The 23,726-nt window shown below is 66.0% G+C and carries 20 protein-coding genes; 6 read left to right on the top strand and 14 right to left on the bottom strand.

Going from position 1 to position 23,726, the window contains the following annotated elements:
- Positions 1-65 precede the first annotated feature (65 nt).
- A complete protein-coding gene (locus GUY23_RS07370; protein ID WP_166971058.1) occupies positions 66-1,877 on the top strand; it encodes an acetyl/propionyl/methylcrotonyl-CoA carboxylase subunit alpha in 1,812 nt (603 codons plus the stop codon).
- Between the two features lie 74 nt (positions 1,878-1,951).
- Here the strand turns inward: GUY23_RS07370 and GUY23_RS07365 are convergent, their stop codons facing one another.
- From GUY23_RS07365 to GUY23_RS07350, 4 genes are all read right to left on the bottom strand, one after another.
- Complete coding sequence (locus GUY23_RS07365; protein ID WP_166971056.1) at positions 1,952-3,229, bottom strand: RNA polymerase sigma factor; 1,278 nt, start codon at positions 3,227-3,229, stop codon at positions 1,952-1,954.
- Positions 3,229-3,570, bottom strand: coding sequence for a YciI family protein (locus GUY23_RS07360; RefSeq protein ID WP_166971054.1), 342 nt, complete (start codon positions 3,568-3,570; stop codon positions 3,229-3,231). The genes GUY23_RS07365 and GUY23_RS07360 overlap by 1 nt, the downstream gene beginning before the upstream one ends.
- Positions 3,571-3,712: 142 nt before the next feature.
- Positions 3,713-5,134, bottom strand: coding sequence for an NAD(P)H-quinone dehydrogenase (locus tag GUY23_RS07355; protein ID WP_166971052.1), 1,422 nt, complete (start codon positions 5,132-5,134; stop codon positions 3,713-3,715).
- A gap of 89 nt (positions 5,135-5,223) precedes the next feature.
- Positions 5,224-5,775 (bottom strand): gamma carbonic anhydrase family protein, encoded by a 552-nt coding sequence (locus GUY23_RS07350; protein ID WP_166971050.1) that lies wholly within the window; start codon positions 5,773-5,775, stop codon positions 5,224-5,226.
- Positions 5,776-6,037: 262 nt separating this feature from the next.
- Here GUY23_RS07350 and GUY23_RS07345 point away from each other — a divergent pair, with 262 nt between their 5' ends.
- Positions 6,038-6,286: a WhiB family transcriptional regulator gene (locus GUY23_RS07345; protein ID WP_009374875.1), complete on the top strand. Its 249-nt coding sequence runs from the start codon at positions 6,038-6,040 to the stop codon at positions 6,284-6,286.
- A gap of 152 nt (positions 6,287-6,438) precedes the next feature.
- Here GUY23_RS07345 and GUY23_RS07340 read toward each other — a convergent pair whose 3' ends face one another.
- Together GUY23_RS07340 and GUY23_RS07335 are read right to left on the bottom strand one after the other, a co-directional pair.
- Complete coding sequence (locus GUY23_RS07340; protein ID WP_166975768.1) at positions 6,439-7,953, bottom strand: sensor histidine kinase; 1,515 nt, start codon at positions 7,951-7,953, stop codon at positions 6,439-6,441.
- A gap of 128 nt (positions 7,954-8,081) precedes the next feature.
- Positions 8,082-12,962 (bottom strand): NAD-glutamate dehydrogenase, encoded by a 4,881-nt coding sequence (locus tag GUY23_RS07335; RefSeq protein ID WP_166971048.1) that lies wholly within the window; start codon positions 12,960-12,962, stop codon positions 8,082-8,084.
- Positions 12,963-13,103: 141 nt separating this feature from the next.
- Between GUY23_RS07335 and GUY23_RS07330 the strand changes: the two genes are divergently transcribed.
- Positions 13,104-13,568 carry a DUF2505 family protein gene (locus GUY23_RS07330; protein ID WP_166971046.1) on the top strand — a complete coding sequence of 155 codons (465 nt, stop codon included), beginning with the start codon at positions 13,104-13,106 and terminating at the stop codon, positions 13,566-13,568.
- Positions 13,569-13,588: 20 nt separating this feature from the next.
- On the opposite strand, the gene GUY23_RS07325 is transcribed toward GUY23_RS07330, so the two are convergent.
- Genes GUY23_RS07325 through GUY23_RS07315 form a run of 3 tightly spaced genes read right to left on the bottom strand, consistent with a single transcriptional unit; the run spans position 13,589 to position 15,946 of the window.
- Positions 13,589-14,065 carry a DUF6912 family protein gene (locus GUY23_RS07325; protein ID WP_166971044.1) on the bottom strand — a complete coding sequence of 159 codons (477 nt, stop codon included), beginning with the start codon at positions 14,063-14,065 and terminating at the stop codon, positions 13,589-13,591.
- A 10-nt stretch (positions 14,066-14,075) separates the two neighbouring features.
- On the bottom strand, positions 14,076-15,299 hold the full coding sequence (locus GUY23_RS07320; RefSeq protein WP_166971042.1) for an AAA family ATPase: 1,224 nt from the start codon (positions 15,297-15,299) through the stop codon (positions 14,076-14,078).
- Positions 15,299-15,946 carry an SAF domain-containing protein gene (locus GUY23_RS07315; protein ID WP_166971040.1) on the bottom strand — a complete coding sequence of 216 codons (648 nt, stop codon included), beginning with the start codon at positions 15,944-15,946 and terminating at the stop codon, positions 15,299-15,301. The genes GUY23_RS07320 and GUY23_RS07315 overlap by 1 nt, the downstream gene beginning before the upstream one ends.
- Before the next feature lie 141 nt (positions 15,947-16,087).
- Here GUY23_RS07315 and GUY23_RS07310 point away from each other — a divergent pair, with 141 nt between their 5' ends.
- Positions 16,088-16,309: a helix-turn-helix domain-containing protein gene (locus tag GUY23_RS07310; RefSeq protein ID WP_166971038.1), complete on the top strand. Its 222-nt coding sequence runs from the start codon at positions 16,088-16,090 to the stop codon at positions 16,307-16,309.
- 33 nt (positions 16,310-16,342) lie between these two features.
- Here GUY23_RS07310 and GUY23_RS07305 read toward each other — a convergent pair whose 3' ends face one another.
- On the bottom strand, positions 16,343-16,858 hold the full coding sequence (locus tag GUY23_RS07305; RefSeq protein WP_166971036.1) for a hypothetical protein: 516 nt from the start codon (positions 16,856-16,858) through the stop codon (positions 16,343-16,345).
- Positions 16,859-17,006: 148 nt separating this feature from the next.
- Between GUY23_RS07305 and GUY23_RS07300 the strand changes: the two genes are divergently transcribed.
- Both GUY23_RS07300 and GUY23_RS07295 read left to right on the top strand, forming a co-directional pair.
- Positions 17,007-17,708: a LysM peptidoglycan-binding domain-containing protein gene (locus tag GUY23_RS07300; RefSeq protein ID WP_166971034.1), complete on the top strand. Its 702-nt coding sequence runs from the start codon at positions 17,007-17,009 to the stop codon at positions 17,706-17,708.
- Entirely contained in the window at positions 17,705-18,163 is a 459-nt protein-coding gene (locus GUY23_RS07295) for an Rv3235 family protein (protein ID WP_166971032.1), read from the top strand. Before GUY23_RS07300 ends, GUY23_RS07295 begins: the two co-directional genes overlap by 4 nt.
- 15 nt (positions 18,164-18,178) lie before the next feature.
- Here the strand turns inward: GUY23_RS07295 and secA are convergent, their stop codons facing one another.
- The 4 genes from secA to GUY23_RS07275 all read right to left on the bottom strand — a co-directional run bounded on the left by secA (position 18,179) and on the right by GUY23_RS07275 (position 23,707).
- Positions 18,179-20,869: a preprotein translocase subunit SecA gene (secA, locus tag GUY23_RS07290; RefSeq protein WP_166971030.1), complete on the bottom strand. Its 2,691-nt coding sequence runs from the start codon at positions 20,867-20,869 to the stop codon at positions 18,179-18,181.
- 54 nt (positions 20,870-20,923) lie between these two features.
- The gene (locus GUY23_RS07285) at positions 20,924-22,165 is read right to left on the bottom strand and encodes a winged helix-turn-helix domain-containing protein (protein ID WP_166971028.1); all 1,242 of its coding nucleotides are present in this window, start codon (positions 22,163-22,165) and stop codon (positions 20,924-20,926) included.
- Positions 22,166-22,258: 93 nt separating this feature from the next.
- Positions 22,259-22,918 (bottom strand): ribosome hibernation-promoting factor, HPF/YfiA family, encoded by a 660-nt coding sequence (gene hpf, locus GUY23_RS07280; RefSeq protein ID WP_166971026.1) that lies wholly within the window; start codon positions 22,916-22,918, stop codon positions 22,259-22,261.
- A 66-nt stretch (positions 22,919-22,984) separates the two neighbouring features.
- Positions 22,985-23,707 (bottom strand): ComF family protein, encoded by a 723-nt coding sequence (locus tag GUY23_RS07275; protein WP_166971024.1) that lies wholly within the window; start codon positions 23,705-23,707, stop codon positions 22,985-22,987.
- Positions 23,708-23,726 lie beyond the last annotated feature (19 nt).

Here is a 23,726-nt window from a genome sequence, read left to right as displayed (position 1 = left end):
ATCGCTGTCCTACAAAGCCTTGGTGAGCTTCTCTAAATTGTTCTGTGATCATACAAAGGAGCGCCATGACCACAGTCCTCCCCGACACGACGACCGCAGATCTGAGCACCACGGTGCCGACCGCAGCCGTCCGCCGAGTCCTCATCGCCAACCGCGGTGAGATCGCTCTGCGCATCATCCGGGCCGCCCACGACCTCGGCATCAAGGCCGTCGCCGTGTACACCCGCGCCGATTCCGATGCCGATTTCGTCGACCTCGCCGACGACGCCTGGCTGCTCGACGGATCCGGAGCCGGGGAGACCTACCTGGATGCCGACAAGATCCTCGCGCTGGCCAAACGCTCCGGCGCCGACGCCATCCACCCCGGATACGGATACCTGGCCGAGAACGCCCTCTTCGCTCAGGCGGTCATCGATGCGGGACTGACCTGGATCGGCCCTCCCCCGGCCGCGATCGAACTGCTCGGAGACAAGTCGGGTGCCCGAACCGTCGCCGAGGCGGTCGACGCACCGGTCGCCCCCGGTTCCGACGGCGCCGTCGCCGATCTCGCCGAGGCAGCCGAGGTGGCCGACCGGATCGGGTATCCCATCGTGGTCAAGGCCGTCCACGGAGGCGGAGGACGCGGCTTCCGCGCCTGTGCCTCCGCCGAGGACCTCGAGGCCGCCTACACGGCCGCGACCCGTGAAGCGCAGAGTGCCTTCGGCCGCGGCGACTGCCTCATCGAGAAGCAGATCGTGCGCCCCCGGCACATCGAGACTCAGTGTCTGGCCGATGCCCACGGCGCTGTCCGCATCGTCTCCACCCGCGACTGCACCCTGCAGCGTCGCAACCAGAAGATCATCGAAGAGGCGCCTGCTCCGTACTTCTCCGCCGAGCAGGAACGCATCGTCTCCGAGGCCTCGGCACGTCTGCTCGCCCACGTCGGCTACGTCGGCGCGGCCACCTGTGAGTTCCTCCTCGGCAAGGACGGAACGATCATCTTCATGGAGGCCAACGCCCGCATCCAGGTCGAACACACCGTCACCGAGGAGATCACCGGAGTCGATCTCGTCGGCTGGCAGATGCGCATCGCCTCGGGCGAATCGCTGCCGGATGAGTTCCCGGCTGTGCGCGGACATTCCTTCCAGTTCCGGATCAACGCCGAGGATCCGACGACGTTCTTCCCCGCCACCGGCACTGTGAAGAGCTACCGTGCTCCGTCGGGGCCCGGGGTGCGTCTGGACTCGGGCATCGGTGAGGGCAGCGTCGTCGGAACCGACTTCGACCCGATGCTCGCCAAGCTCATCGTCACCGGCGCCACGCGCGATGAGGCCCTTGCGCGGGCCCGCCGGGCACTGTCCGAATACCGCATCGAAGGAGTGTCGACGCTGCTCCCGCTGCATCGGGTGCTCGTTTCCGACAAGGCCTTCGCCACCGACTTCCAGGTCTGGACCAACTGGCTCGAGACCGCTTTCGTCAATCCGCTCACCGATCCGCATACGGGAGATCACATGAGTACTGCAGCCGACAGCTTCAGCGTCGTCGTCGAGGTCGACGGCCGACGGATGACCGTCTCGGTGCCCAAGGACGTCATCTCCGATCTCGGCCACGTCCCCAGCCCGAGCGTGCCCCGCCGCAAGCGCGGTCTCACCAGCCACAAAGGTGCCCAGCTCGCCGACGATTCGAACGCACTGGCCGCCCCCATGCAGGGCACCATCGTCTCCGTCGCCGTCGGTGCCGGTGACACCGTCGAGGCCGGGGACACCTTGGCCGTGATCGAGGCGATGAAGATGGAACAGCCGCTCAAGGCCGGACATTCGGGCACCGTCTCCGAGGTGCTCGTCGACGCCGGTGCCGCTGTGAAGTCCGGTGAGACGATCATCCGCTTCGCCGCCTGAGCCGGCCCCGCTCCTGACTTCCGTTCGCACCGGCCTGAGGTCAGGAGTCACGAACACAGAGGTCCCTGCCCGGGTCACCGTCGAAGATCGGTGATCCGGGCAGTGATGTACTCGGATTCGGCATCGTTGCCGGGGCATTCCAGACCGGCGGCATAGGCGTTCTCGGCCTCCGCCGGGCGACCCAGTTCATCGAGGGTGATCGCCCGTGCGATGTGGAAGGGCCGGTAACGCAGCAGCTGCGGATCGCCGGCCAGTTCGTCCAGTGCCCGCAACGCTGCCTTCGGGCCTGAGACCTGCCCGAGGGCGATCGCGGTGTTGAGGGCGACGACCGGCGACGGGTCGATGTCGGAGAGCATCCGATAGAGCACGAGGATCTGCTCCCAGTCCGTGTCGGCGAATCGCAGGGCATCGGCGTGAAGTGCGGCGATCGCCGCCTGGATGGTGAAGGTCCCGGCCCCCGGTTCGCCCGCGGCTGCATCGACGAGTCCGGTCCCCTCGGCGATGAGGCGCGAGTCCCACAGGCTGCGGTCCTGCTCGGCCAGCGGCACCGGCCGGCCATCCGGCGTCACACGAGCGGTCTCACGTGCCCGTGTGAGCAGGAGCAGGGCCAGCAGTCCACGGGCTTCGGTATGCTCAGGCAGGTATCCGACGAGCAGTCGGGTCAGTCGGATGGCTTCGTGCTGCAGATCGACTCGAGTATGTGCATGTCCTGCCGTGGCGTTGATGCCCTGAGTGAAGATGAGATAGAGGACGCGCAGCACTCCGGGCAGCCGATCACCGACCTCAGCGGGCGCAGGACGGCCGAAGGGAATCCCGGTCTTGAGGATCCGCTGCTTGGCACGGACGATCCTCTGCTGCATCGTCGCGGTCTCGATGAGGAACCCGGCGGCCACCTCGGCGGTGGTCAGTCCCGAGAGGAAGCGCAGGATGAGCACGATGCGTTCGTCCTCGCGCAGGGTCGGGTGGGAGCAGGTGAAGAACAGTCCGAGGCGCTCGTCGGGCAGATCCGCGGCATCCATCTCCTCGCCGAGGCGCTCAGCGTGATCGTCGTGGTCACCTGATCGCAGCTCGTCCTCGATGCGCAGGCGGGCGAGGTGCCGGGTGCGCACGTCATCGGAGCGGATGAGATCGATGGCGCGGTTCTTCGCCGTGGCCATCAGCCACGCCTGAGGGCGTTCGGGCACTCCCCTGCCCGGCCAAGTCTCGACCGCGCGCAGCACGGCGTCGTGGAGGGCCTCCTCGGCGAGGTCGAAGTCACGGAACCGGGTGACCAGCGCCGCGAGCAGCCGCCCGTAGTCCTCCTCGCCGATGGCGCTGAGGATCCGGGCGGCCGCCTCGGGGTCGGGCTTCATCAGTAGTCGGCGACGGGGCGGATCTCGATGTGTCCGCCTCTGGCCCCGGGGCTCTTCTTCGCCCAGGCGATCGCTTCGTCGAGGTCGGGCACCTCGATGACGTAGCTACCGCCGACGAACTCATTCGATTCGGCGAAGGGACCCGAGGTGACGATCGACTCACCGTCGGATTCGGTGACGCGGACGCCGAACTCGGGTCCGTCGAGGGCGAATCCGCCGACGACGACTCCCGCCTCGGTGATCTCCTTGTCGAAGGCCATGAACTCGCTCGGGTCCGCGCCGCCGGTCTCTCCGCATTCGGGGTCATCGTGGCGTCCCATGAGCAGAAGTGCGTACTTCATGTCTCTCTCCCTATCCTCTCTGATGTCGGGCCGGGCGGCCTGACACCATCATGACGGGCGAGGTGGTCCGAGATCGACAGCGCGGGGAGGGAAATTTCGGAATTTCCCTCCCCGCGCTGATAGGCGCCCCTGCCGCCGGGGCTCAGAGGTGCCGGTGGAGCTTCCGTGCCGCTTCGGTCAGCGAACCGCTCACCGAGGGGTAGACGACGAACGATGCAGAGAGCTGATCGACTGTCAGCCGGTTCTCCACGGCCATCGTGATCGGCAGGATGAGCTCGCTGGCCCGCGGTCCGACGACGACGCCGCCGAGGATGGAGCCGGATCCGCGACGGGCGAAGATCTTGACGAAGCCGTCCTCGATCCCGAGCATCTTGGCCCGCGGATTCGTGTCCAGCGGCAGCATCACGGTGTCGATGTCCGTCGGGTTCTCCCGGTAGTTCTGCTGGGTGAAGCCGACCGTGGCGATCTCCGGGGCCGTGAACACATTGGAGGCGACATTGCGCAGCTTGAGCGGCTGCACCGCATCTCCGAGCGCGTGGTTCATCGCGATCCGGCCCTGCATCGCGGCCACCGAGGCCAGCGGCAGGACGCCGGTGCAGTCGCCGGCGGCGTAGATGCCGGCGCGGGAGGTCCGGGACACTCCGTCGACGACGATGTGACCGGAGTCGTTGACGCGCACGCCGGCCTTCTCCAGCCCGAGGCCCTCGGTGTTCGGGATCGAGCCGACGGCCATGAGGCAGTGGGAGCCTTCGACGCGTCGACCGTCGGCGAGCACGACCTCGACGCCGGAGTCGGTGCGGGTCACGGATGCCGCGCGCGAGCGGGAGAGGACGTTCATGCCCTTGTTGCGGAAGACGAATTCGAGCACATCGGCCGCATCCTCGTCCTGACCGGGCAGCACCTTCTCACGCGAGGACACGAGTGTGACCTCGGTGCCCAGTGCCCGGTAAGCGGAGGCGAACTCGGCGCCGGTGACACCGGAGCCGACGACGATGAGATGCTCGGGCAGCTCGTCGAGGCTGTAGAGCTGGGTCCAGGTGAGGATCCGTTCGCCGTCGGGCTGAGCGCTCGGCAGTTCGCGCGGATGGGCGCCGACCGAGAGCAGGATCGTCGAGGCGTCGAGGGTGTATTCGGTTCCTCCGGCCTCGACGACGTGGACCTGGTCGCGACCGGCGAGTGTCGCCTTGCCCTGAATGGCTTTGACTCCGGCGCGGATGAGTCCTTCGTAGATGTCATTGGCCTGGGCGTCGGCCAGGGCCAGGATGCGCTTGTTGACTGCTTCGAGGTCGGCGGTGACGGTGCCGCCGTCGTCCTCGGAGGCGTCGTCGGAGATCCGGATTCCCAGACCGCCCGACCGGCCGATTTCGTCCATCATCTCCGCCGTGGCGATGAGGGACTTCGACGGCACGACATCGGTGAGCACTGCGGATCCTCCGCAGCGGTTCTCCTCGATGAGCATGACATCGGCGCCCAGCTGTGCGGCGACGAGAGCGGCTTCGTAGCCGCCGGGGCCGCCGCCGATGATGACGACACGATCTGCAGTGGAATCAAATTCTGTACTCACACTGAGATTGTCTCAAATCGCCCCCGACCTGGCGAATGGCGGAGGGGCGATGATCATGTCGTTTCGATCACCTCGGCGAGGCCCGAGGATCAGCCCTCGTCGACCACCTCGGCGGTGTCCTTGTGCAGGGCCGACAGTCGTACGTACGACTGGGCGTTCGCACGCACCTTCTCCACACCGTCATCGGTCATCTCCCGGCGCACCTTGGCCGGGATGCCGGCGACGAGGGAGCGTGGCGGGATGTCGGTGCCTTCGAGGACGACGGCGCCGGCGGCGACGAGTGACTCGCTGCCGATGTGGGCGTCGTTGAGCACCGTCGAGTGCATGCCGATGAGGACGTCGTCGTCGACGCTCGCACCGTGGACGAGCGCCTGGTGGCCGATCGAGACGCGGGCGCCGATGACGACGGGTTTGCCGGCGTCGGTGTGCATTACGGTGTTGTCCTGGACGTTCGAGTCCTCACCGATCGTGATCGGCGCGGCCTCGGCGCGGAGCACGCAACCGTAGAAGACGCTCGCTCCCTTCTTCACACGGACGTCTCCGACGAGGGTGGCGCCGGCGGCGACGAAGGCCCCGGGATCGATCTGCGGGGTGTGCCCGGCGACGGAGATGATGCGGGGGCGGGCGAGGTCGTTTGTCATGAGTCCTCCATTGGTTCACGTGCTGTCTGCTTGGCAGTGACAGTCTAGGCGGAGCGCCTGTGACCAGGACCTGAAGACGCATCTCGGACCGATTTGCGCGAAGGCGTCCATAGCAGGACAATGGGGAAAATATTTGTCAGAAATTTCACACTGCCGGACCCTTGTGCGCCCAATTGGCGTATGTGAACCTTGTCTGAGAGAGTTGCGCGCCCGGAATTCGGGCGCAGTCAACCGCGTTCACTGAATTCGTCGAAAGGTCACCATGGATTGGCGACACCGTGCAGCATGCCTCAATGAGGATCCGGAGCTCTTCTTCCCGATCGGCAACACCGGACCCGCGCTGCTCCAGATTGAGGAAGCAAAGACTGTCTGTCGCCGCTGTGAAGTAGCAGAGACCTGCCTGCAGTGGGCTCTCGAGTCCGGTCAGGATGCCGGAGTCTGGGGCGGACTGAGCGAAGACGAGCGTCGCGCGCTCAAACGTCGCGCCGCTCGCGCCCGCCGCGCCGGCTGAGACACTTCGGCCCGCACGCCGACTCCCGCAGACGCAGCTGAGTCCCTTGTCCGGACGGCGAATCATCGTCATCCGCACAAGGGACTCAGTCGTGTCTGCGGGGTTCGACTGTGTCTGCGGGCACTCGGGCGTCGCCCGTGGCACAGGACTGCTCAGTCGTACGAGTCCGGGCGCAGCGGGACATCGAGGACGGCGACGGTTCCCCCTCCCTCGCGTGCCTGCCATTGGATGGAACCGGCCAGGTCCGCCGAGACCAAGGTCTTCACGATCTGCGTACCCAGGCCGTTGCCCGGGCTCTGCGTCTCACCGAGTCCGATGCCGTCATCGGCGATCGTCACCTGCAGGTGGTCGCCGTCGCGCTGCGGGGTCACCCACACGTGGCCGTTGAGCGTCTCCCCCGGACCCAGGTTGTCCAGATCGTCGGTGGGGAATCCGTGTTCGATCGCGTTCGTGATCAGCTCGGTGATCGCCAGGGCCAACGAGGTCGCATCGGCAGAGGAGATCGCGCCGAAGCTGCCGCAGCGTTTGAGTTCGATGTGCACCAGCGGACTCGTCAGCTCCGGGGTCAGGCGCAGACCCTTGTCGACGACCTCGTCGAAGTCGACTTCGGACTCGACTCCCTGACTGAGCACGTCGTGGACGACGGCGATGATCGAGACCCGACGCATCGCCTCCGTCAGAGCGCTCTTGGCTTCGGGGCTGTCGATGCGCCTGGTCTGCAGCCGCAGCAGAGCGGAGACGGTCTGCAGGTTGTTCTTCACCCGGTGGTGCATCTCCTTGATCATCGCATCACGGGAGAGGAGTTCGCGTTTGCGACGGCGGATCTCGGAGACGTCGCGGGCCAGGACGATCGCCCCGAGCCTCTCCCCCTCGTCGGTCAGCGGGATCGCCCGCAGGGAAATGCTCGTGCGGCCGACCTCGAGCTCGGTGCGCCAGGGGGCCCTGCCGGTGAGCACCAGCGGCAGCGTCTCATCGACCTGCCGCAGTTCGGCGCCGAGGCTGGAGACCACCTCGGCGAGGTAGCTGCCTTCGATCTCCCCGCCGTGTCCGAGTCGGTGCATCAGCGACACGGCGTTCGGGGAGGCGTACTGGACGTGCGAATCCCGGTCGAGGATGAAGATCCCGTCGCCGACGCGGGGCTCGCCGTGTCGGACTCCGCTCGGGGCGTCCCGGTCGGGGAAGGTTCCCTGGACGATCATCCGCATCAGCGCCATCGCCGTCTCCCGGTAGTACTTCTCCAGGCGGGACGAACCCCGGCGCCGAACCTCCTCGGAGTAGCGGACGACGATCGCGATCGTCTGGGAATGCCGGACGATCGGAACCGCCTCGGCGAGGATGGCGACCTCGTCCGAACCCGCGCTGACGCCGAGCTCCCTGGCCTTCGATACCCGAGTGACGTAGGCGCGGTCAGCAGCCGCCTCGTCGAGCAGCTCCCGTTCCAGACCGGTCGCGCGGGCGCCGATGAGGTCGCGGTTGAACAGCGTCGCCCCGGTCGTCGAACGCGCATGCGCGACGACGGTGTAGGCACCGCTGGGCGAGGGCACCCACAGCACGAGGTCGGCGAAGGAGAGGTCGGCGAGCAGCTGCCAGTCGCCGACGAGCAGGTGGATCTGTTCGACGTCCGACTCGTTCGTCAGCCCCTCCGCCGCGAGCAGTTCATTGAGCACCATGTGTTCCTCTCAGGTGAGAACAGCAGACCCGGGAGTCCCCCGGGTCTGCTGATCATTCGATGTTCAGACGCTACCACTGATCGTCATCGGCCCGGGTCCTGCCTCGCCCCGAGCGATCGCGAGGATCAGGCGCTGTGTTCGCTCTCCCACGCCGAGGACCGGACCATCGACCGCAGGGACCGCAGCAGCACCGACAGGGGCGCCTGTGTGACGGTGTCGAGGCCGAGGATCGTCTCCGTGGTTTCGAGCACCCGGCCGACGACGGTCTCGTTGCGCTCAAGCCATTCGGCCAGACGCTGCTGCGCACGGTCGTCGGGAGTGCCGGAGATCGGCGAATCCGTAGCGTCGAGGACGCTGCCGGCGACCGAGAGGATCGCGGCGTAGAAGTCATCACGCATCGACCCGCGGGCCAGCGCCGACCACCGATCGCTGCGGTCGAGGTTGCCGATGAGGGTGAGCACCTGCGAACCGGAGAACCGTTCGTTCACGGCGTAGTAGACTTCGGCGACGTCCTCCGCGGATTCGTTCGCGTGGGCGGCCAGCTGGGTGATGTCGAGCAGCACGAACTCGTCGAGGAGTGCCGAGGCGCGCCAGGCCAGCTCCTCCGGCACGCCGCGTTCGATGTAGTTCTCGGCCTTCGCCTGCATGGTCTCCGCATCGTATCCGTCGACGAGGTCCGGCACGCGTGAGCGCAGCGCCTCGACGACCTTGCCGTACATGTCGATGCCGGAATCGACGTCGAGGGTGTCGGGGGCCTGCTGGACGAGCCACCGCGAGGAGCGGTCGAGCAGGCGGACATAGTCGTGCTGGAGCGCCACCTGCACCTCGGTAGGCACCGTGTTGTCGAGGTCGCACACCGCTTCGAAGTAATCGTCGAGTCCGAAGATCGCCGAGACGACGACGAAGACGCGCGCGATCTGCGGCACCGAGGCCGGGGTCTCTTCGAGCATCCGGTAGACGTAGGTCAGTCCGCCGCGGTCGACGAGGCGATTGACGAGCTTCGCCGTGGCGATCTCCCTGTGCAGCGGGTGTTCGGGAATGAGCTCCCCGTATTCCTCCTGCAGCGCATCCGGGAAGTAGGACACGAGCTCCCTGCGCATCCACGTCTCGTCGGGGACGACGCTGTCGAGGATCTCGTCGGCAACGTGCATCTTGACATACGCCAGCAGCACAGCCAGCTCCGGTGACACGTAGCAGCTGAACTCGCGTTTGGCCAGTTCCTCGGAGTTCGGCAGGAACTCCACTGCACGGTCGAGGTCGGCGTGCTTTTCGAGGTAGCTCAGCATCCGTCCATAGGTGCCCGACATCGCTTCGGTCTGCGCTCTGGCCTCGCCGAGCACGACGTTCTGGGCGTAGTTGTTCGCCAGCACCCGGTCCGCGACCTGGTCGGTGAAGGACAGGAGCACATCCTCCCGGTCCTCCGCGGCGAAGGCACCCTTGTGCAGCAGGGTGCGCAGCAGCAGCTTGATGTTGACCTCGTGGTCCGAGCTGTCGACGCCGGCGGAGTTGTCCACCGCGTCCGTGTTGACCTCGACCCCGCCGAGCGCGGCTTCGACGCGACCCAGCTGAGTCACGCCGAGGTTGCCGCCCTCGCCGATGACCCGTGCGCGGACGTCCTCACCGTTGATGCGGATCGCGTCGTTGGACTTGTCTCCCACCTCGGCATGGGACTCCTGCGAGGACTTGATGTAGGTGCCGATGCCGCCGTTGTAGAGGAGATCGACAGGGGCTTTGAGGATCTCGCACATGAGCTCGGCGGGGCTGCGTTTGCCGGGTTCGACACCCAGTGCGGCAGCGGCCTGATGGCTGAGGTCGATGGACTTCGCGGAGCGGGAGAAGACTCCGCCGCCGTCGGAGATCAGCTCCCGATCGTAGTCCTGCCAGCTCGACCGCGGCAGGTCGAAGAGTCGCCGGCGCTCGACGAAGCTGCTCGCGGCGTCAGGATTCGGGTCGAGGAAGATATCGCGGTGGTCGAAGGCGGCGACGAGGCGGATGTGCTCGCTGCGGAGCATGCCGTTGCCGAACACATCGCCGCTCATGTCGCCGATGCCGACGACCGTGAAGTCCTCGGCCGCAGTGTTCAGGCCGAGCTCACGGAAGTGCCGTTCGACCGATTTCCAGGCCCCGCGCGAAGTGATCGCCATCGCTTTGTGGTCATATCCGACGGAACCGCCGGAGGCGAAGGCGTCGCCGAGCCAGAAGCCGCGGCGTTCGGCGATCGCGTTGGCCACATCGGAGAAGCGCGCCGTGCCCTTGTCCGCGGCGACGACGAGGTAGTAGTCGTCGCCGTCGTGACGGACCACGCGGTCGGGGTGAACGACGACCGAGGAATCATCGGCACCGTAGGTGAGGTCGTCGGTGACCTCGAGCATGCTCTCGATGAACACCTCGTAGGCGGCCTGTCCCGCCGCCATCCAGGCATCGCGGTCGCTCATCGGGGGCAGCTGCTTGGGGAAGAATCCGCCCTTGGCGCCGGTCGGCACGATGAGCGCGTTCTTGACCATCTGCGCCTTGACGAGGCCGAGGACCTCGGTGCGGAAGTCATCACGACGGTCCGACCAGCGCAGTCCGCCGCGGGCGACGGTGCCGAAGCGCAGATGCACACCTTCGACCTGGGGCGAATACACCCACATCTCCAGGGACGGCTTGGGCTTGGGTACGAAGCTGAGTTCGGTCGGCCGGATCTTGAGCACGAGCGCTGTCGGCAGGCCGCCCGATTCGTCGATGTAGTAGTTCGTGCGCAGCGTCGCTCGCAGCAGCTCGAGCGAGGAGCGCAGCACACGGTCGGCGTCGAGGCTGGCGACGTCACTGAGCGCGGCCTCGATCGCGTCGTCGATCGTCTGCATCCGCTCGTCGCGACCGGCATCCTCGGCCGCGGGGTCGAACTTCGCGTCGAAGTAGTCGACGAGCAGCTTCGAGATCTCGGGATTGTCGCTGTAGACCTCACCGACATAGGTGTCGGAATAGGTGAACCCGGCCTGGCGGAGATACTTTCCGAGCGCGCGGATGATCGTCACATGCTGCCAGCTGAGACCGGCGACGACGAGGCGGTCGAAGACTCCCGCCTCCTTCTTGCCTTCCCATCCGGCCATGAACGCATCAGAGACGCGTTCGCAGGCGTCCTCGGACAGCTCCTCGTCGAAGCTGAGACCGAAGTCGTAGATGTAGCGGTGGCTGCCGTCGGCGAGATCGAGTTCGTGTGGGCGCTCGTCGACGACGGTGGCACCGAAGGCGGTGAGATAGGGCAGGACCTTGGAGAGGCCGACCCGGTCGCGACGGTAGAGCACGAGGCGAACGGACGCGTCGGCCGAGCGTTCGGGCCGGTAGAGACGGACGGCAGGACCGGTGCCGGCGTCGAGGGCCTCGAACCGTGCGACGTCGGCGACCGCCTCGGTGGGGGTGTGATGCTCACCGTAGCTGGGAGGGAACGCCTTCGACCACAGATCGGCGCGGGCACTCGTGCCCCCGGTCTCGCCGGTCTCGGACGGGGTGAGGAAGGCATGGACGTCCTCCGACCACGACCGCACAGCACCGACGATGCGGGATTCGACCCGTTCGGGATCGATCTCCGGCAGCTTCGCATCGCGGGCGACGCGGGCGACGAAGTGGATGCGGGCCAGCGCGGATTCGCTCAGCAGCACGTCGAAGTCGACGCTCTCGGCGTTGTAGAACCCCCGCAGCACCTCCTGCACGCGCACACGGGCATCGGTGTTGTAGAGGTCGCGCGGCAGGTAGAGGATGACCGAAGCGAAGCGCTGATAGGGGTCGGCGCGGACGAACACGCGCGATTCGCGTCGCTCCTGCATGTCGACGATCTCCATGACGACGTCGAAGAGCTCTTCGGTGTCTTCGTGGAGCAGGTCCTCGCGCGGGTAGTTCTCCAGCACCCCGAGCAGCTCATTGGCCGAGTGGGAGCCGGAGGGGAAACCGCTTGCCGACAGGATCCGGCGGACCTTACGGTCGATGACGGGGATATTGAGGACGCTGTCGTTGTAGAACTCGGGTTTGAACACACCGACGAAGCGGCGTTCACCGACGATCTCGCCGGATGCGTCGAAGGTCTTCACGCCGATGTAGTCCATGAACGCCGACCGGATGACCCGCGACCGGGAGTTCGCCTTCGTCAGCACCAGCACGTGCGGTTCGAGCGCCTTCGCGGCGACCGCGCGGCTGAGCGGTGACGCGGCGAGGGGGCGCAGCGCGGAGATGCCCAGCGAAGTGTGTTCGATCGGCTCGAGGGTGCTGTGTTCGGCGTCGTGAGTGTAGTCGTACTCGCGGTAGCCGAGGAAGGTGAAGTGACCGTCCAGCCAGTTCAACAGTTCGGCGGCGGCTTCGGCTTCGGAGGCCAGTTCCGGACGCGGCGGCCGGCTGCTGAGTTCGGCCGCGATGTCCTTGGCCCTGCTCGCCATCGCCTGTGCGTCCCGGGCGGCGGCCGTGACATAGTCGAGGACTCCGCGCAGTCGCTGTTCGAGTGCGGCGAAGTCCTCCTCGGGGATCCGGTCGATCTCGAGGCGGATCCACGACTGCTGCTGCGGAGCGTCGGGGGTGCTCGCATCGGGGGCTTCGGAGACCTGCGGGATACTCGCGGTGTCCGCCGTCAGCTCCGGCGCCTCGGCGGGAGAGACGATCGATTCGTTCGCCCCGGAGCCGATGACGGTGATGATCGGATGGTGGACGCGGCGGATGGCGCGCCCGTTCGCTGCCAGATCGCTGACGATCGAGGAGACGAGATGGGGCATGTCGGCGAGCACCATGGCCACGACGGTGTGGTTGTCCTTGAACTCCGGGGAGTCGACGGCAGGATTGTAGATCTCGATGGCCGGGGACTCACCGTCGTAGCGCGTGCCCAGAGCGAAGTGTCGTGCAGCTGCGGCGGCATAGGCCTGGGGGTCGATGGCTCCCGATTCGAACCGCGGATAGTACGCGTCGAGGAAGTTCTCCGGGGCACTCTGCCCTCTCAGCTTCCTCCACTCTTCTGCAATGTCCGAAATTGAGACCTGAGTCACCTTGTCACCTCTATGATCAGCGGGCAATCGTCTTGCGGTTCACCGTCGAACCGCCATCACCAACACTATGCCCAAATATCGAGAAAGGCACGCCGAGCGGCATGCCGTGGAGTACTGCCGATTCGCTGGCAGACTTGAGTCATGCGAACTCTGACCCTCAATCATGACTATGCGGAAGATCTGACGACTTTTCTGGCCAAACTCGCCGATGTCGCGGTCTGGGAGAAGCTCGGTTCCGAGGCCAGTGCCGAACACATCGACCCCGACACAGAGATGACCGTGCGGACGCCGATGCCCAAGGCCGAACTGCCCTCTGCGCTGGCGTCGCGGCTGCCGTCGGAGACCGAGCTCGTCGAGGTCTACATGATTCCCGGGGACGTCCTCGGCACCGATGCCGAGGTCCGCATGACCGCGCGTGCCGCCGGTGTGCCCGTGGAGATCGATGCGGTCCTCGAACTCCACGAGGTGGCTTCAGCGACGAAGCTCACCGCTCATGCCGAGATCAGCTCGTCGATCCCGATGTTCGGGGCGATGATCGAACAGGCAGTCGTGCCGATCCTGCAGAAGCGGCTGAGCGATCGGCTTCAGCGCTTCGAAACGGTCTGAGTCGAGGTCTGCTGATCGTCTCAGCCGCGTTCGCACAGCAGCTGATCGAGCTCAGTGGCGTCGTACCAGAGCAGATCCGAGTCGCCGAGGTGGTCCTCGGCAGCCGTCGCCCCTGATTCCCGGGCGAGCGACACGGCTTCATCCCAGATCTCCACCTCGTCGAGGTGGAAGCTCGCCACCGCGTCCATCTCGACCTCGGCGAGTGCGAGGAGTTCGAAGCCCTCGGTCAGCGGTTCGCGCGGGCTCGCATCCGGAGCGTCGTAGGCGACGACGACGCGGGGCCCGAATCCGGTCAGCGCAGTGTCCGTCTTCCCAGCGGGTTCGAGAGCCGCATCGGCCGCAAGCGCGGCGGCGATGCACAGCGCATCGAACTCGGCGGATTCGGCCTCTTCGCCGCGCAGCCCGCGGCCCGCCTGGTCGGGGGCGACCGCCCGGACGTCGGTCAGCCTCGAACGCAGCGCGGTCAGAGTGGTCGGGATATAGCAGCGGATGGCCATGCATTCCATCCTAGACCTCTCGGGAACCGTGCCGAACCCGACGGGACCGGCGGGCGCGCTTGCGACTCGGTACGAGGGATTCGGCCACCTCGGCGATTTCGGCCGCGAGCACCGAACGGGGATTCTGCTCGTGCAGGGTCTTCCCGGCCAGCATCGCCGCATCCGCGGTCGCACGGTCGTCGCTGAGCACGAAGTCGGGCACCACGCGGACGAATCGATCGAGGACCTCCCGGATCCGGGTCTCGGCCGGCGAACCGACCGCGCTGGAGCGTTGCTTTGTGATCACCAGACGCATCTTCTCCCGCATGGATTCTGCCCGCTGAGTGTCCAACAGCTTCACCAGACGCTGCAGTCCGATCGGCTCACCGGCGGCAACCACGAGGACGATGTCGGCGGTGTCGAGAGCCGCCCGCGTCGCGCAGTGTCGATCGTAGAACGGATCGGCGAGGTCGTCATCGGGGTCGATGCGGTCGCTGACGTCGACGATGACGAGGTCGTAGATCTTCGCGAGCCGTCGGAGCACCGTGTCGAGTACGGAAGCACGGATCTCCGGCCAGCGCTCCGGCCGCGTCAGCCCGGTGATGACGTGGAAACCGTCTCGGATGACAGCATGCGGCACCGAGTCCGGATCGAGCCGGGGCGGCTGCTCACTGAAGGAGCGGCACAGGCTTGCCAGATGCGAGGACTCCTCGGTCAGCCCGAGCGTCGCAGCCACCATCCCCGAGACGGTGTCGGCATCGACGATCACGCTCTTCTGCCCCTGTCGCGACGCCTGGTCGGCGAGGTTGACCGCGAGGAGCGTCCGCCCCGGAGACGAACCGGTCCCCCACACAGTGACGATCGTCCCCTGCCCGCCCGCGGGCCCCGGCGGCACAGCCGGCCTGGGCGGAACGATGGTGGAGTCCCGGACGTCCTCGAGGGCAGCCGCCAACGCGACGGCATCCGCATCGGTCCGCACCGAGGAGCCGATGCCCAGTCCGGTGAGCGCCTCGGCGTCGTTGCCGAAGCCGAGCACCTTCGCTCCGGTGGCTGTGATCGCAGCGACCACCTCGGCGTCGAGCCCGGGAAAGTAGCGGCCGATGATGACGACGTCGGCGTCTCCTGTGCGGCAGTGGGCGAGCAGCTCCACCTCGTCGGCGGGACGGGCCACGATGGTGACGTCGTCGATGTCGCTGAGAAGCTCGAAGAGGATGGGATCGAACTCGAAGTCGACGGCCAGCAGGACCTGCGTCATCACTGCCCGCTGTCGTCCGAGGTCGGCGAGGGCGCGCCGACGACGGACAGCACGCTGCGTCCGTCGAGTGCGGCAAGCACGGCGGGGAGGTCTGCGGTGCCGACGAAGACTTCGATCCGCGCTCCGTCGCCGACGCCGAAGCTGCCGACGTCGCGAGTGATCTGGGCGACGGGTGCGGAGTCGACGATCTGCTCGGGTTCGGTCCCATCGTCATCGAGCCCGTTCTGTTCGGGCTGCGACCAGACGTCGACGAGGCTGCCGGCGTCGACGACGCTCGGCACCGAACCGGCGACGTCGATCGCGACCACTCGACCCTTGAGCTCGGACAGCGGCGCGACCGTCGAAGCGGCGAGCAGCTCGCCGGCGGCAACGACGCTGCGGACGCTCGAGCCCTCGGGCAGGGCCGCCTCGGCGGACAGGTACCTGCTGCCGAGGTCGGCGAGGTTGACCTCGGCCACCGTCAGGTCCGCCGGATCGAGGACCTCGCCGGGCACGAGCGCCCGCGCACTCGCCCAGACCCGAGTCGTCGAATTGGCCGAATCGACGAGCAGATAGGTCGCGACGACGGCGAGAACGACGAGCATCGCACCCACGAGGAGCCTGGCATCGGTCCATTTGGGTCGGCGGATACGTTTCGAGAGCTCCATTGCATCTCCAGATCGGACGAGATTTCCATGACAGAAACTGTTTCCCAGTGATAGTATTGGGCATCAAATGATGCCAAAGCAATGTTTTTGGCAAATGAGATCAACAAGCAGACAGACATCTGGAACGGGAGAAGTCATCTCATGGTCGTCGAAAACCGCTTCCTGCCACTGACCGATGTGGCCGAACTGCTCAATGTCTCCATCGCTCAGGCCCGGGCATTGGTCCGCTCGGGCGACCTCCGCGCGATCAAGGTCGGCGGCCGCGGACAGTGGCGCGTCGAGAAGTCCGAGATCGAGGCGTACATCCAGCGCATGTACGAACGCACCGAATATCAGATCAAGACCGGTTCGATCGAGGACTGACTCCCCTCGCCCTTCCGCCGCCCACATGCGATCTCACCCGAAGGGATTGACTCGGGAGTGGACGGCGCTGATCGCGGTGAACGGAATGATCCGCCCCGCGATCTCGACATAGTCCGCACCCACGAGGGCGCAGAGTCCGCGGACGGGGCCCGGCCTGTCGGCGATGTCGACGGCGACCTCCGCGTGTTCGGCTGCGAGCCGACGCAGAGCTGATCCCATCCCCAGACGTTCGAGCGGACCCGCACCGAATCGGTGAGCCCGAGAGGTCGTCCGCAGACTGCGGATGCCATCGATCGCGATGACGGACGCCTCCGCCCCGACCACGACGATGATGTCTCGACCGAGGAAGTCCGCGACGCCGACGATCTCCCGCATCGGCAGCACCACCTTCACCGTCTGACCGAGAGCTCCGCGCAAGCGCTCGACGAAGGTGCGTTCGGCGGACTGAGCCGCCACCTCGTCGCCGAGCTCGCCGCGCCGCGCATGCTGTCGCGCGACCGCATCGGCGGCTTCGATGTCGGCAAGGAGCGCATCTATGCGATCATCCATAATCGCAAGCCTGCCCCAGCTGTAGTCGACATTCAAGAGCCGAGAGGAAGGTCGAACGAACTACAACGCTGTAGTTAGAGGAGGTCTATTGACAGCAAATTGCATCTAATAGCATCATTGAGATCAATATCCAATGGAGGATGTCTAGATGTATCGTCTTATCGCATGTGCCGTCTGCTGGCTGGTTCTGCTCGGTTCCTTCGTCACGGCGTGGGACCGAATCCCCCGGCCATGGACCGCGACCGACCTCGTCGTCCTCGCCGTCATCGGTGCGACGGCCGTTGCTTTCGCCCGACTCGGCCTCGTCTCCGTCGCCGCACTGCTGCTGCGGATTCTCCCCTCCGGTCGCATCCGAACACTGCTGGCCGGGGTCGTCGTCCATGCGATGCCGCGCCTTCTGACGTCGAGCGTTCTCGCCGTCGCCTCGACCGCCGTCGTGGTGCAGGCAGCCGACGCGGCGCCTGGGGTGAGCATGTCGTTCGTTGATTCCCCGCACCCGACGGGCGCCGAGGCGGTGGCCACATCTCCCGTCGACCCCGGCTGGCCGACCATCGGAGACAGCCCTTCGTCGCCGAACTCCCCCGACTCCTCGTCGCAGCGGCCGGCCGACGAGTCAGCCGATGACGGACTGCACGACCCGGGATGGCCGGACGATTCCCCCGAACAGGCACGAGAGCACGTCCATGAGGTCGACGACGGTGAGAGTCTGTGGTCGATCGCTGAGGGGATCGCCGACGACGCCACCGACGTCCCCGAACTCGTGCAGGACATCTACACAGCGAACCGCGACACGATCGGGCCGGATCCGAGCCTCATCATCGCCGGACAGAGACTGGAGATTCAGCAATGACCGCCCCGCTCACTCTCACCAGACCGCAAGCGCAGACCGCACCTCTGCACACCCGCACACCGCTTCGGACGTCGGCGCCCGCCGATCCCGACGGTGCTGATGCCGACGACAGGCAGCGAATCGCGGCCACGGCCACCTCGTTGGCGGTCGCGTGCCTCGAGATCCTCTCCGGGGTACGACGCTGCGAGACGATCTCTCGCTGGGTGGACCCGGAGCTGTTGGCCCGGCTCGATCAGCGGGCCCAGCTGCGCGCCGAGGTCGCCCCGGCACGGGCGCCCGCAGAGGTGACGTCGCCGCGGGTGATCCAGCCCGGAACCGCGCACGTCTGTCGGGTCAGCCCCGCCGTCGCGGAGGTCACGGTCATCGTGCGCACCCCGAACCGCTGTCGGGCGGTGGCTGTTCGACTCGAACTGCTCACCGCCCGATGGATGATGACGGCTCTCCAGACGATGTGAGGACGGCCGGAGAGATCAGCTCTTCGCCTTCTTCTTCGCGCGGCGCTCGGCGCGATTGGCCGGAGCCGGTTCGTCATCGTCCTCGGATTCCGAAATCGACGAAGAGCCGTCCTCCGACGGGGCCGACAGCTGCATCTTCGGGGTCGTATGACGCAGCTCTGCGGCGTCCACCTCGACCTCGGAGTCATCGCCGGACTCGGCCGCGCTCGTGCTCACCTGCACCTTGAGTGTGTTCGTCAGGCGCACGACGTCCTCTTTGATGCCGTCCTGCATCGTGGTGAACATTTCGAAGCCCTCCCGCTGGTATTCCACCAGCGGGTCGCGCTGGGCCATCGCCCGCAGACCGATGCCGTTCTTGAGGTAGTCCATCTCATAGAGATGCTCACGCCAGCGCTTGTCGATGACGGAGAGCACCACGCGACGTTCGAGTTCGCGGGTGGCCTCCGCTCCGAGTTCCTCCTCTCGCTGAGCGTAGAAGAGTTCGAGGTCCGACTGGATCTCCCGATTGAGCTGGTTCTTCGACAGATTTCCCAGGCCGCCGACTTCCTCGGCGAGGTCCTCGGAGGTGATCGAGGGTTCGTAGATCTTGCCGAGGGCTTCGAAGAGCTCGTCGATCTGCCAGTCCTCGACCGGGCCGGTCGTGGCCTGAGCGACGTAGGCGTCGATGACCTCCTCGCGGAAGCCTGCCACCTGCTCCTCGAGGTCGGCTCCGTCGAGGACACGACGGCGTTCGTCGTAGATGACGGTGCGCTGACGATTGAGGACGTCGTCGTATTTGAGGACGTTCTTGCGCTGCTCGGCGTTGCGCTGTTCGATCTGGGACTGCGCTGAGAGGATCGCGCGGGAGACCATCTTCGATTCCAACGGAACATCGTCGGGCACGTTCGCGGTCGCCATGATCCGCTCGGCCGCTCCCGAGCCGAACAGCCGCATGAGGTCATCGGTCAGCGACAGGTAGAAGCGGGACTCACCCGGATCGCCCTGACGGCCGGAACGACCGCGCAGCTGGTTGTCGATGCGACGCGATTCGTGACGCTCGGTGCCGAGCACGTAGAGCCCGCCGAGTTCGACGACCTCTTCAGCCTCTGCCTTGACCTTGTCCTCGGCGGCCTTGAGCACATCCTGCCATTCGGCCTCGTACTGCTCTTCATTCTCGACCGGGTCGAGTCCGCGCTTCTCCATCTCGGCGACCGCGAGGAACTCGGCATTGCCGCCGAGCATGATGTCGGTACCGCGACCGGCCATGTTCGTGGCCACTGTGACCGCGCTCTTGCGGCCTGCCATCGCCACGATCGAGGCTTCGCGAGCATGGTTCTTCGCGTTGAGGACCTCGTGCCTGACGCCGCGCTTGGCCAGATGCTTGGAGAGGTATTCGCTCTTCTCGACGCTGGTGGTGCCGACGAGGACGGGCTGACCGGTCTCGTGACGTTCGACGATGTCGTCGACGACGGCAGCGAACTTCGCGACCTCGTTCTTGTACACGAAGTCCGACTGGTCGACTCGCTGCATCGGCTTGTTCGTCGGAATCGGCACCACGCCGAGCTTGTAGGTGGACATGAACTCTGCGGCCTCGGTCTCGGCCGTACCGGTCATACCCGACAGCTTCTCGTAGAGGCGGAAGAAGTTCTGGAGCGTGATCGTGGCCAGGGTCTGGTTCTCGGCCTGGACCTTGACGTTCTCCTTGGCCTCGATCGCCTGGTGGAGGCCTTCGTTGTATCGGCGGCCCTTGAGCACACGACCGGTGTGTTCGTCGACGATGAGGACCTCTCCGTCGAGAACGACGTAGTCCTTGTCCTTCTTGAACAGCTCCTTGGCGCGAATGGCGTTGTTGAGGAAGCTGATGAGCGGAGTGTTCTCGGCATCATAGAGGTTGCCGATGCCCAGGTAGTCCTCGACACGTTCGATGCCGGGCTCGAGGACGCCGACGGTGCGCTTCTTCTCATCGACCTCGTAGTCGCGATCGGTCTTGAGCCGCTTGACGACCTTCGCGAATTCGTCGTACCAACGGTTCGCATCGCCTTCGGCGGGGCCGGAGATGATGAGCGGGGTGCGTGCCTCATCGATGAGGATCGAGTCGACCTCATCGACGATGGCGAAAGCGTGGCCGCGCTGGACGAGCTCCTCGGCCGACCACGCCATGTTGTCACGCAGGTAGTCGAAGCCGAATTCGTTGTTCGTGCCATAGGTGATATCTGCGGCATACTGCTTCCGCCGCTGATCCGAGGGCATGTTCGCTTGGATGCAGCCGGTCTCCATGCCGAGGAAGCGGAAGACACGTCCCATCAGCTCGGACTGATAGGTGGCCAGGTAGTCGTTGACCGTGATGATGTGGACCGGGTCCCCGGTCAGGGCGTTGAGATAGGCCGGGGCCGTGGCGACGAGGGTCTTGCCCTCACCGGTCTTCATCTCTGCGATGTTGCCCAGGTGCAGAGCGGCACCACCCATGAGCTGCACGTCGAAATGGCGCAGTCCCAGAGTGCGGCTCGAGGCCTCGCGAACGGCGGCGAAGGCTTCGGGCAGCAGAGAGTCGAGCGACTCGCCGTCCTTGTAGCGTTCCTTGAACCGCCCGGTTTCCTCGCGCAGCTCGGTATCCGACATCTCACTGAACTCATCGGACAGCTGGTTGATGGCTTCGGTGTATCGGCGAAGCTTCTTCAGAGTTCTGCCTTCACCTGTGCGCAGAAGCTTCTCGAGGAAATTAGCCACTTTTCTCCTAATCGGCATGACTGCCGGACAACGACTCGAACGACTGTATAGTCTCTAGCTTAATGGCAGGTGAGTGCCTTCGAGCTCCACGGCGCCCAGTCCCAGCCACTTCGCCATCTCGCACAGCTCGGCGACGAGGTCCTCGGTGTGCTCCTCCCCCGGTTCCCACGTCACCCGGTGGGCGCGCAGGATGCCTGACCTCCGATCCCGGTGAAGGTCGACCCGGCCGACGAGCCGATCGCCGAGGAGGAACGGGGTGACGTAGTAACCGTGCACCCGGCGGTCCGCCGGTGTGTAGATCTCGATCCGATAGTGGAAGTCGAAGAGCCATTCGAGGCGCGGACGGTAGAAGACGAGCGGGTCGAACGGCGCCAGGAGGGCACGTGCCGAAACGCTGCGCGGGGTGCGTGCTTCGTGCCACCGCAGGGCCGGGGTGCCGGCGACCTCGACCTCGCGCAGCTCTCCGGTCGACAGCAGTTCGGCGATGGCCTCATCCGTGGGAGCGCGCAGCTGTCGGAAGTAGTCCGCCAAGTCATCGGGACGAGCAATGCCCAGGGCACGAGCGGCGATGCGGGTGAGTTCGAGGACATCGTTGTCCGTGCCGGAGACCCCGCGGCGCCGTGCCGCCGCCGGATCGAGACCGAGTTGTGGCTGCTCGCCGGTGCCGTAGGACAGGGGGATCTCCGGCAGTTCCGCACTGACGTCCCTGGGCAGAGCGTAGATGCGTTCGAAGTGATCGTTTCTCCCCGAGCTGCTGACGATGCCGCCGGCGAACAGGGCTTCGAGAGCGATCTTGACCTGGCTGGGATTCCACCCCCAGTGCCCGCGATGGCGTTCGGGCAGGTCGTGGTCGACGAGATCGGCTACACCGCGCGCCGATTTCGGTCCCTCGGCGAGGACCTCGAGCACCGAGGCCTGCAGATCCCGGAAGCCCTCCCCTGTCTCCGGATGACGCTGACCGTAGTCGTTGCGCCACCATTCGGTGCGGGTGCGTTCGAAGTGCTTCCAGGTCTGCGGCGGGACGAAAGCCGCCGCATGTGCCCAGTACTCGATGCCCATTCGCGGCGAGGAGTAGAGGAGACGGTCGAGCGTCTCGCGTGGGTAGGGGCCCAGGCGGGAGAAGAACGGCAGATAGTGAGACCGGACCACCCTCGCGACCGAGTCGATCTGGGCCAAGCCCATAGTCGCGAAGACGGACTTGAGGTGACGGGCGGTGACGGTGTCAGGACGAGGCCGGTCGAGACCCGTGGCGGCGATCGCGGTTCGGCGTGCTGCCGCCGAGGTCATCTTCTGCATACCCCTACGCTAACCCCTCCCATTTGCTACCTGACGGCGGCCCAGCAACCTCGCGCGAGGTTGCTGGGCCGCCGTCAGGTAGCAAATGGGAGGTCAGTCGATGGCTTCCTCGAGGTCGTGGTCGAGGGCGATCACGCCGTAGCTCCAGCCCTTGCGGCGGTAGACGACGGAGGGTTTGCTCGATTCCTCGTCGATGAACAGGTAGAAGTCGTGACCGACGAGCTCCATCCGGTTGAGCGCCTCTTCGATGCCGATGGGTGAAGCGGCGAACGTCTTCTCTCGCAGCACCACGGGTGAGTCGCCTTCGGCCTTGATCCGCCCATTGGTCTTGTCAGCGTTCTCGTTCGCAGACACTGCGGACTCGGCTTCTTGGCCGGGATCCAGCGGTTCGGCCACCGGCATCTTCGCCAGCACCTCGGCGGTGGATTCCTTCCGGTGATGCCCCGAACGCGGGACCTTGTGCCGATCACGAGCCCGCCTGAGGCGTTCGACCAGCTTCGCCCAAGCCAGATCGAGTGCCGCATATTTGTCGCTTGCCATGGCCTCTGCCCGGATCGCCGGTCCCTTCGCCACTACCGTGAGTTCGACCCGCTCGCTCGTCTCCGGCTGACGGGTGTTCTTTTCGTGGGTGACGTGCACCTCGACACGCTGAGCCCGAGGAGCAAGTTGTTCGACCTTCGCGATCTTGTCCTCGATGTGGGCTCGAAAGCTGTCGGAGATGGTCAGTTGACGGCCGTTGACAACAATGTCCATGATGTGTCCTTAGCGACTCGTTCTTCGGATTCATCCGATCCCATGCCCTTGGATGGGTAAACACCGTTATACAGTAAAGGGAGAGACAAATCGAGTGCCCCCGCGCCCGAGACCGAGAACGGCTCCGGCAGCGGGTCTGATCTGCACCGATGCTAGTAAACGTGCGCTTTCTGCCATGGTTGCGCCGGTGGTCGAGAAGTCATCGATGAGAAGATCCGCCGGCCCGTCCGCTGAGGCGCCGGCAACGTCGTCGGCCACGATCCGCTCGAGCTCGCTGCGGTTGAGATACTGCGTTCTCTCGGTGTTGTCCGCCCGGTCCTTCGCCCCGAGCCCGACCTGATCGCGAGACCGGCGTGCCAGCAGCACATCGTGGACCTCGAGCGGCAGCTCCGGGGCGAGTTCTGCCGCCCGTCTGGCCAATGAGACCGTGTGGGACCCGCCGCGTCGACGTCGAGCGCGGTCGGAGCTCGGCGCGGGGAACAGGCGGATCGGACCGCCCGCATACCCGATGAGGTCGAGAGCTGCGACGATCGAGCGTGCCATAGCCAGCGCCAGCGGGTCGCGGATGTCGCGTCGTCCCTCGTCTTTGAAGCCGACGACCATCCGGGAGATCCGCGAATTGTATTCGCACACGCCGACCACAGGGATCCGCCCGTAGCGGGGTTCCATGGCTCGCGGGATCCCGGCGAGCAGCTGCAGGCAACCCGTACACAGCGAGACGTTCTCCCGCCCGCAGCCGGCGCACCGTCGGGGCAGGAGCAGTTCGCCTAACTCCCCGAGCAGCCCCATGGGAGAAATCTACTATGCC

It is taken from the genome of Brevibacterium atlanticum (assembly GCF_011617245.1).
Lineage (GTDB): Bacteria > Actinomycetota > Actinomycetes > Actinomycetales > Brevibacteriaceae > Brevibacterium > Brevibacterium atlanticum.
The sequence above is the reverse complement of the archived record's forward strand: the minus strand, read 5'-3'. Positions and strand labels throughout refer to the sequence as shown.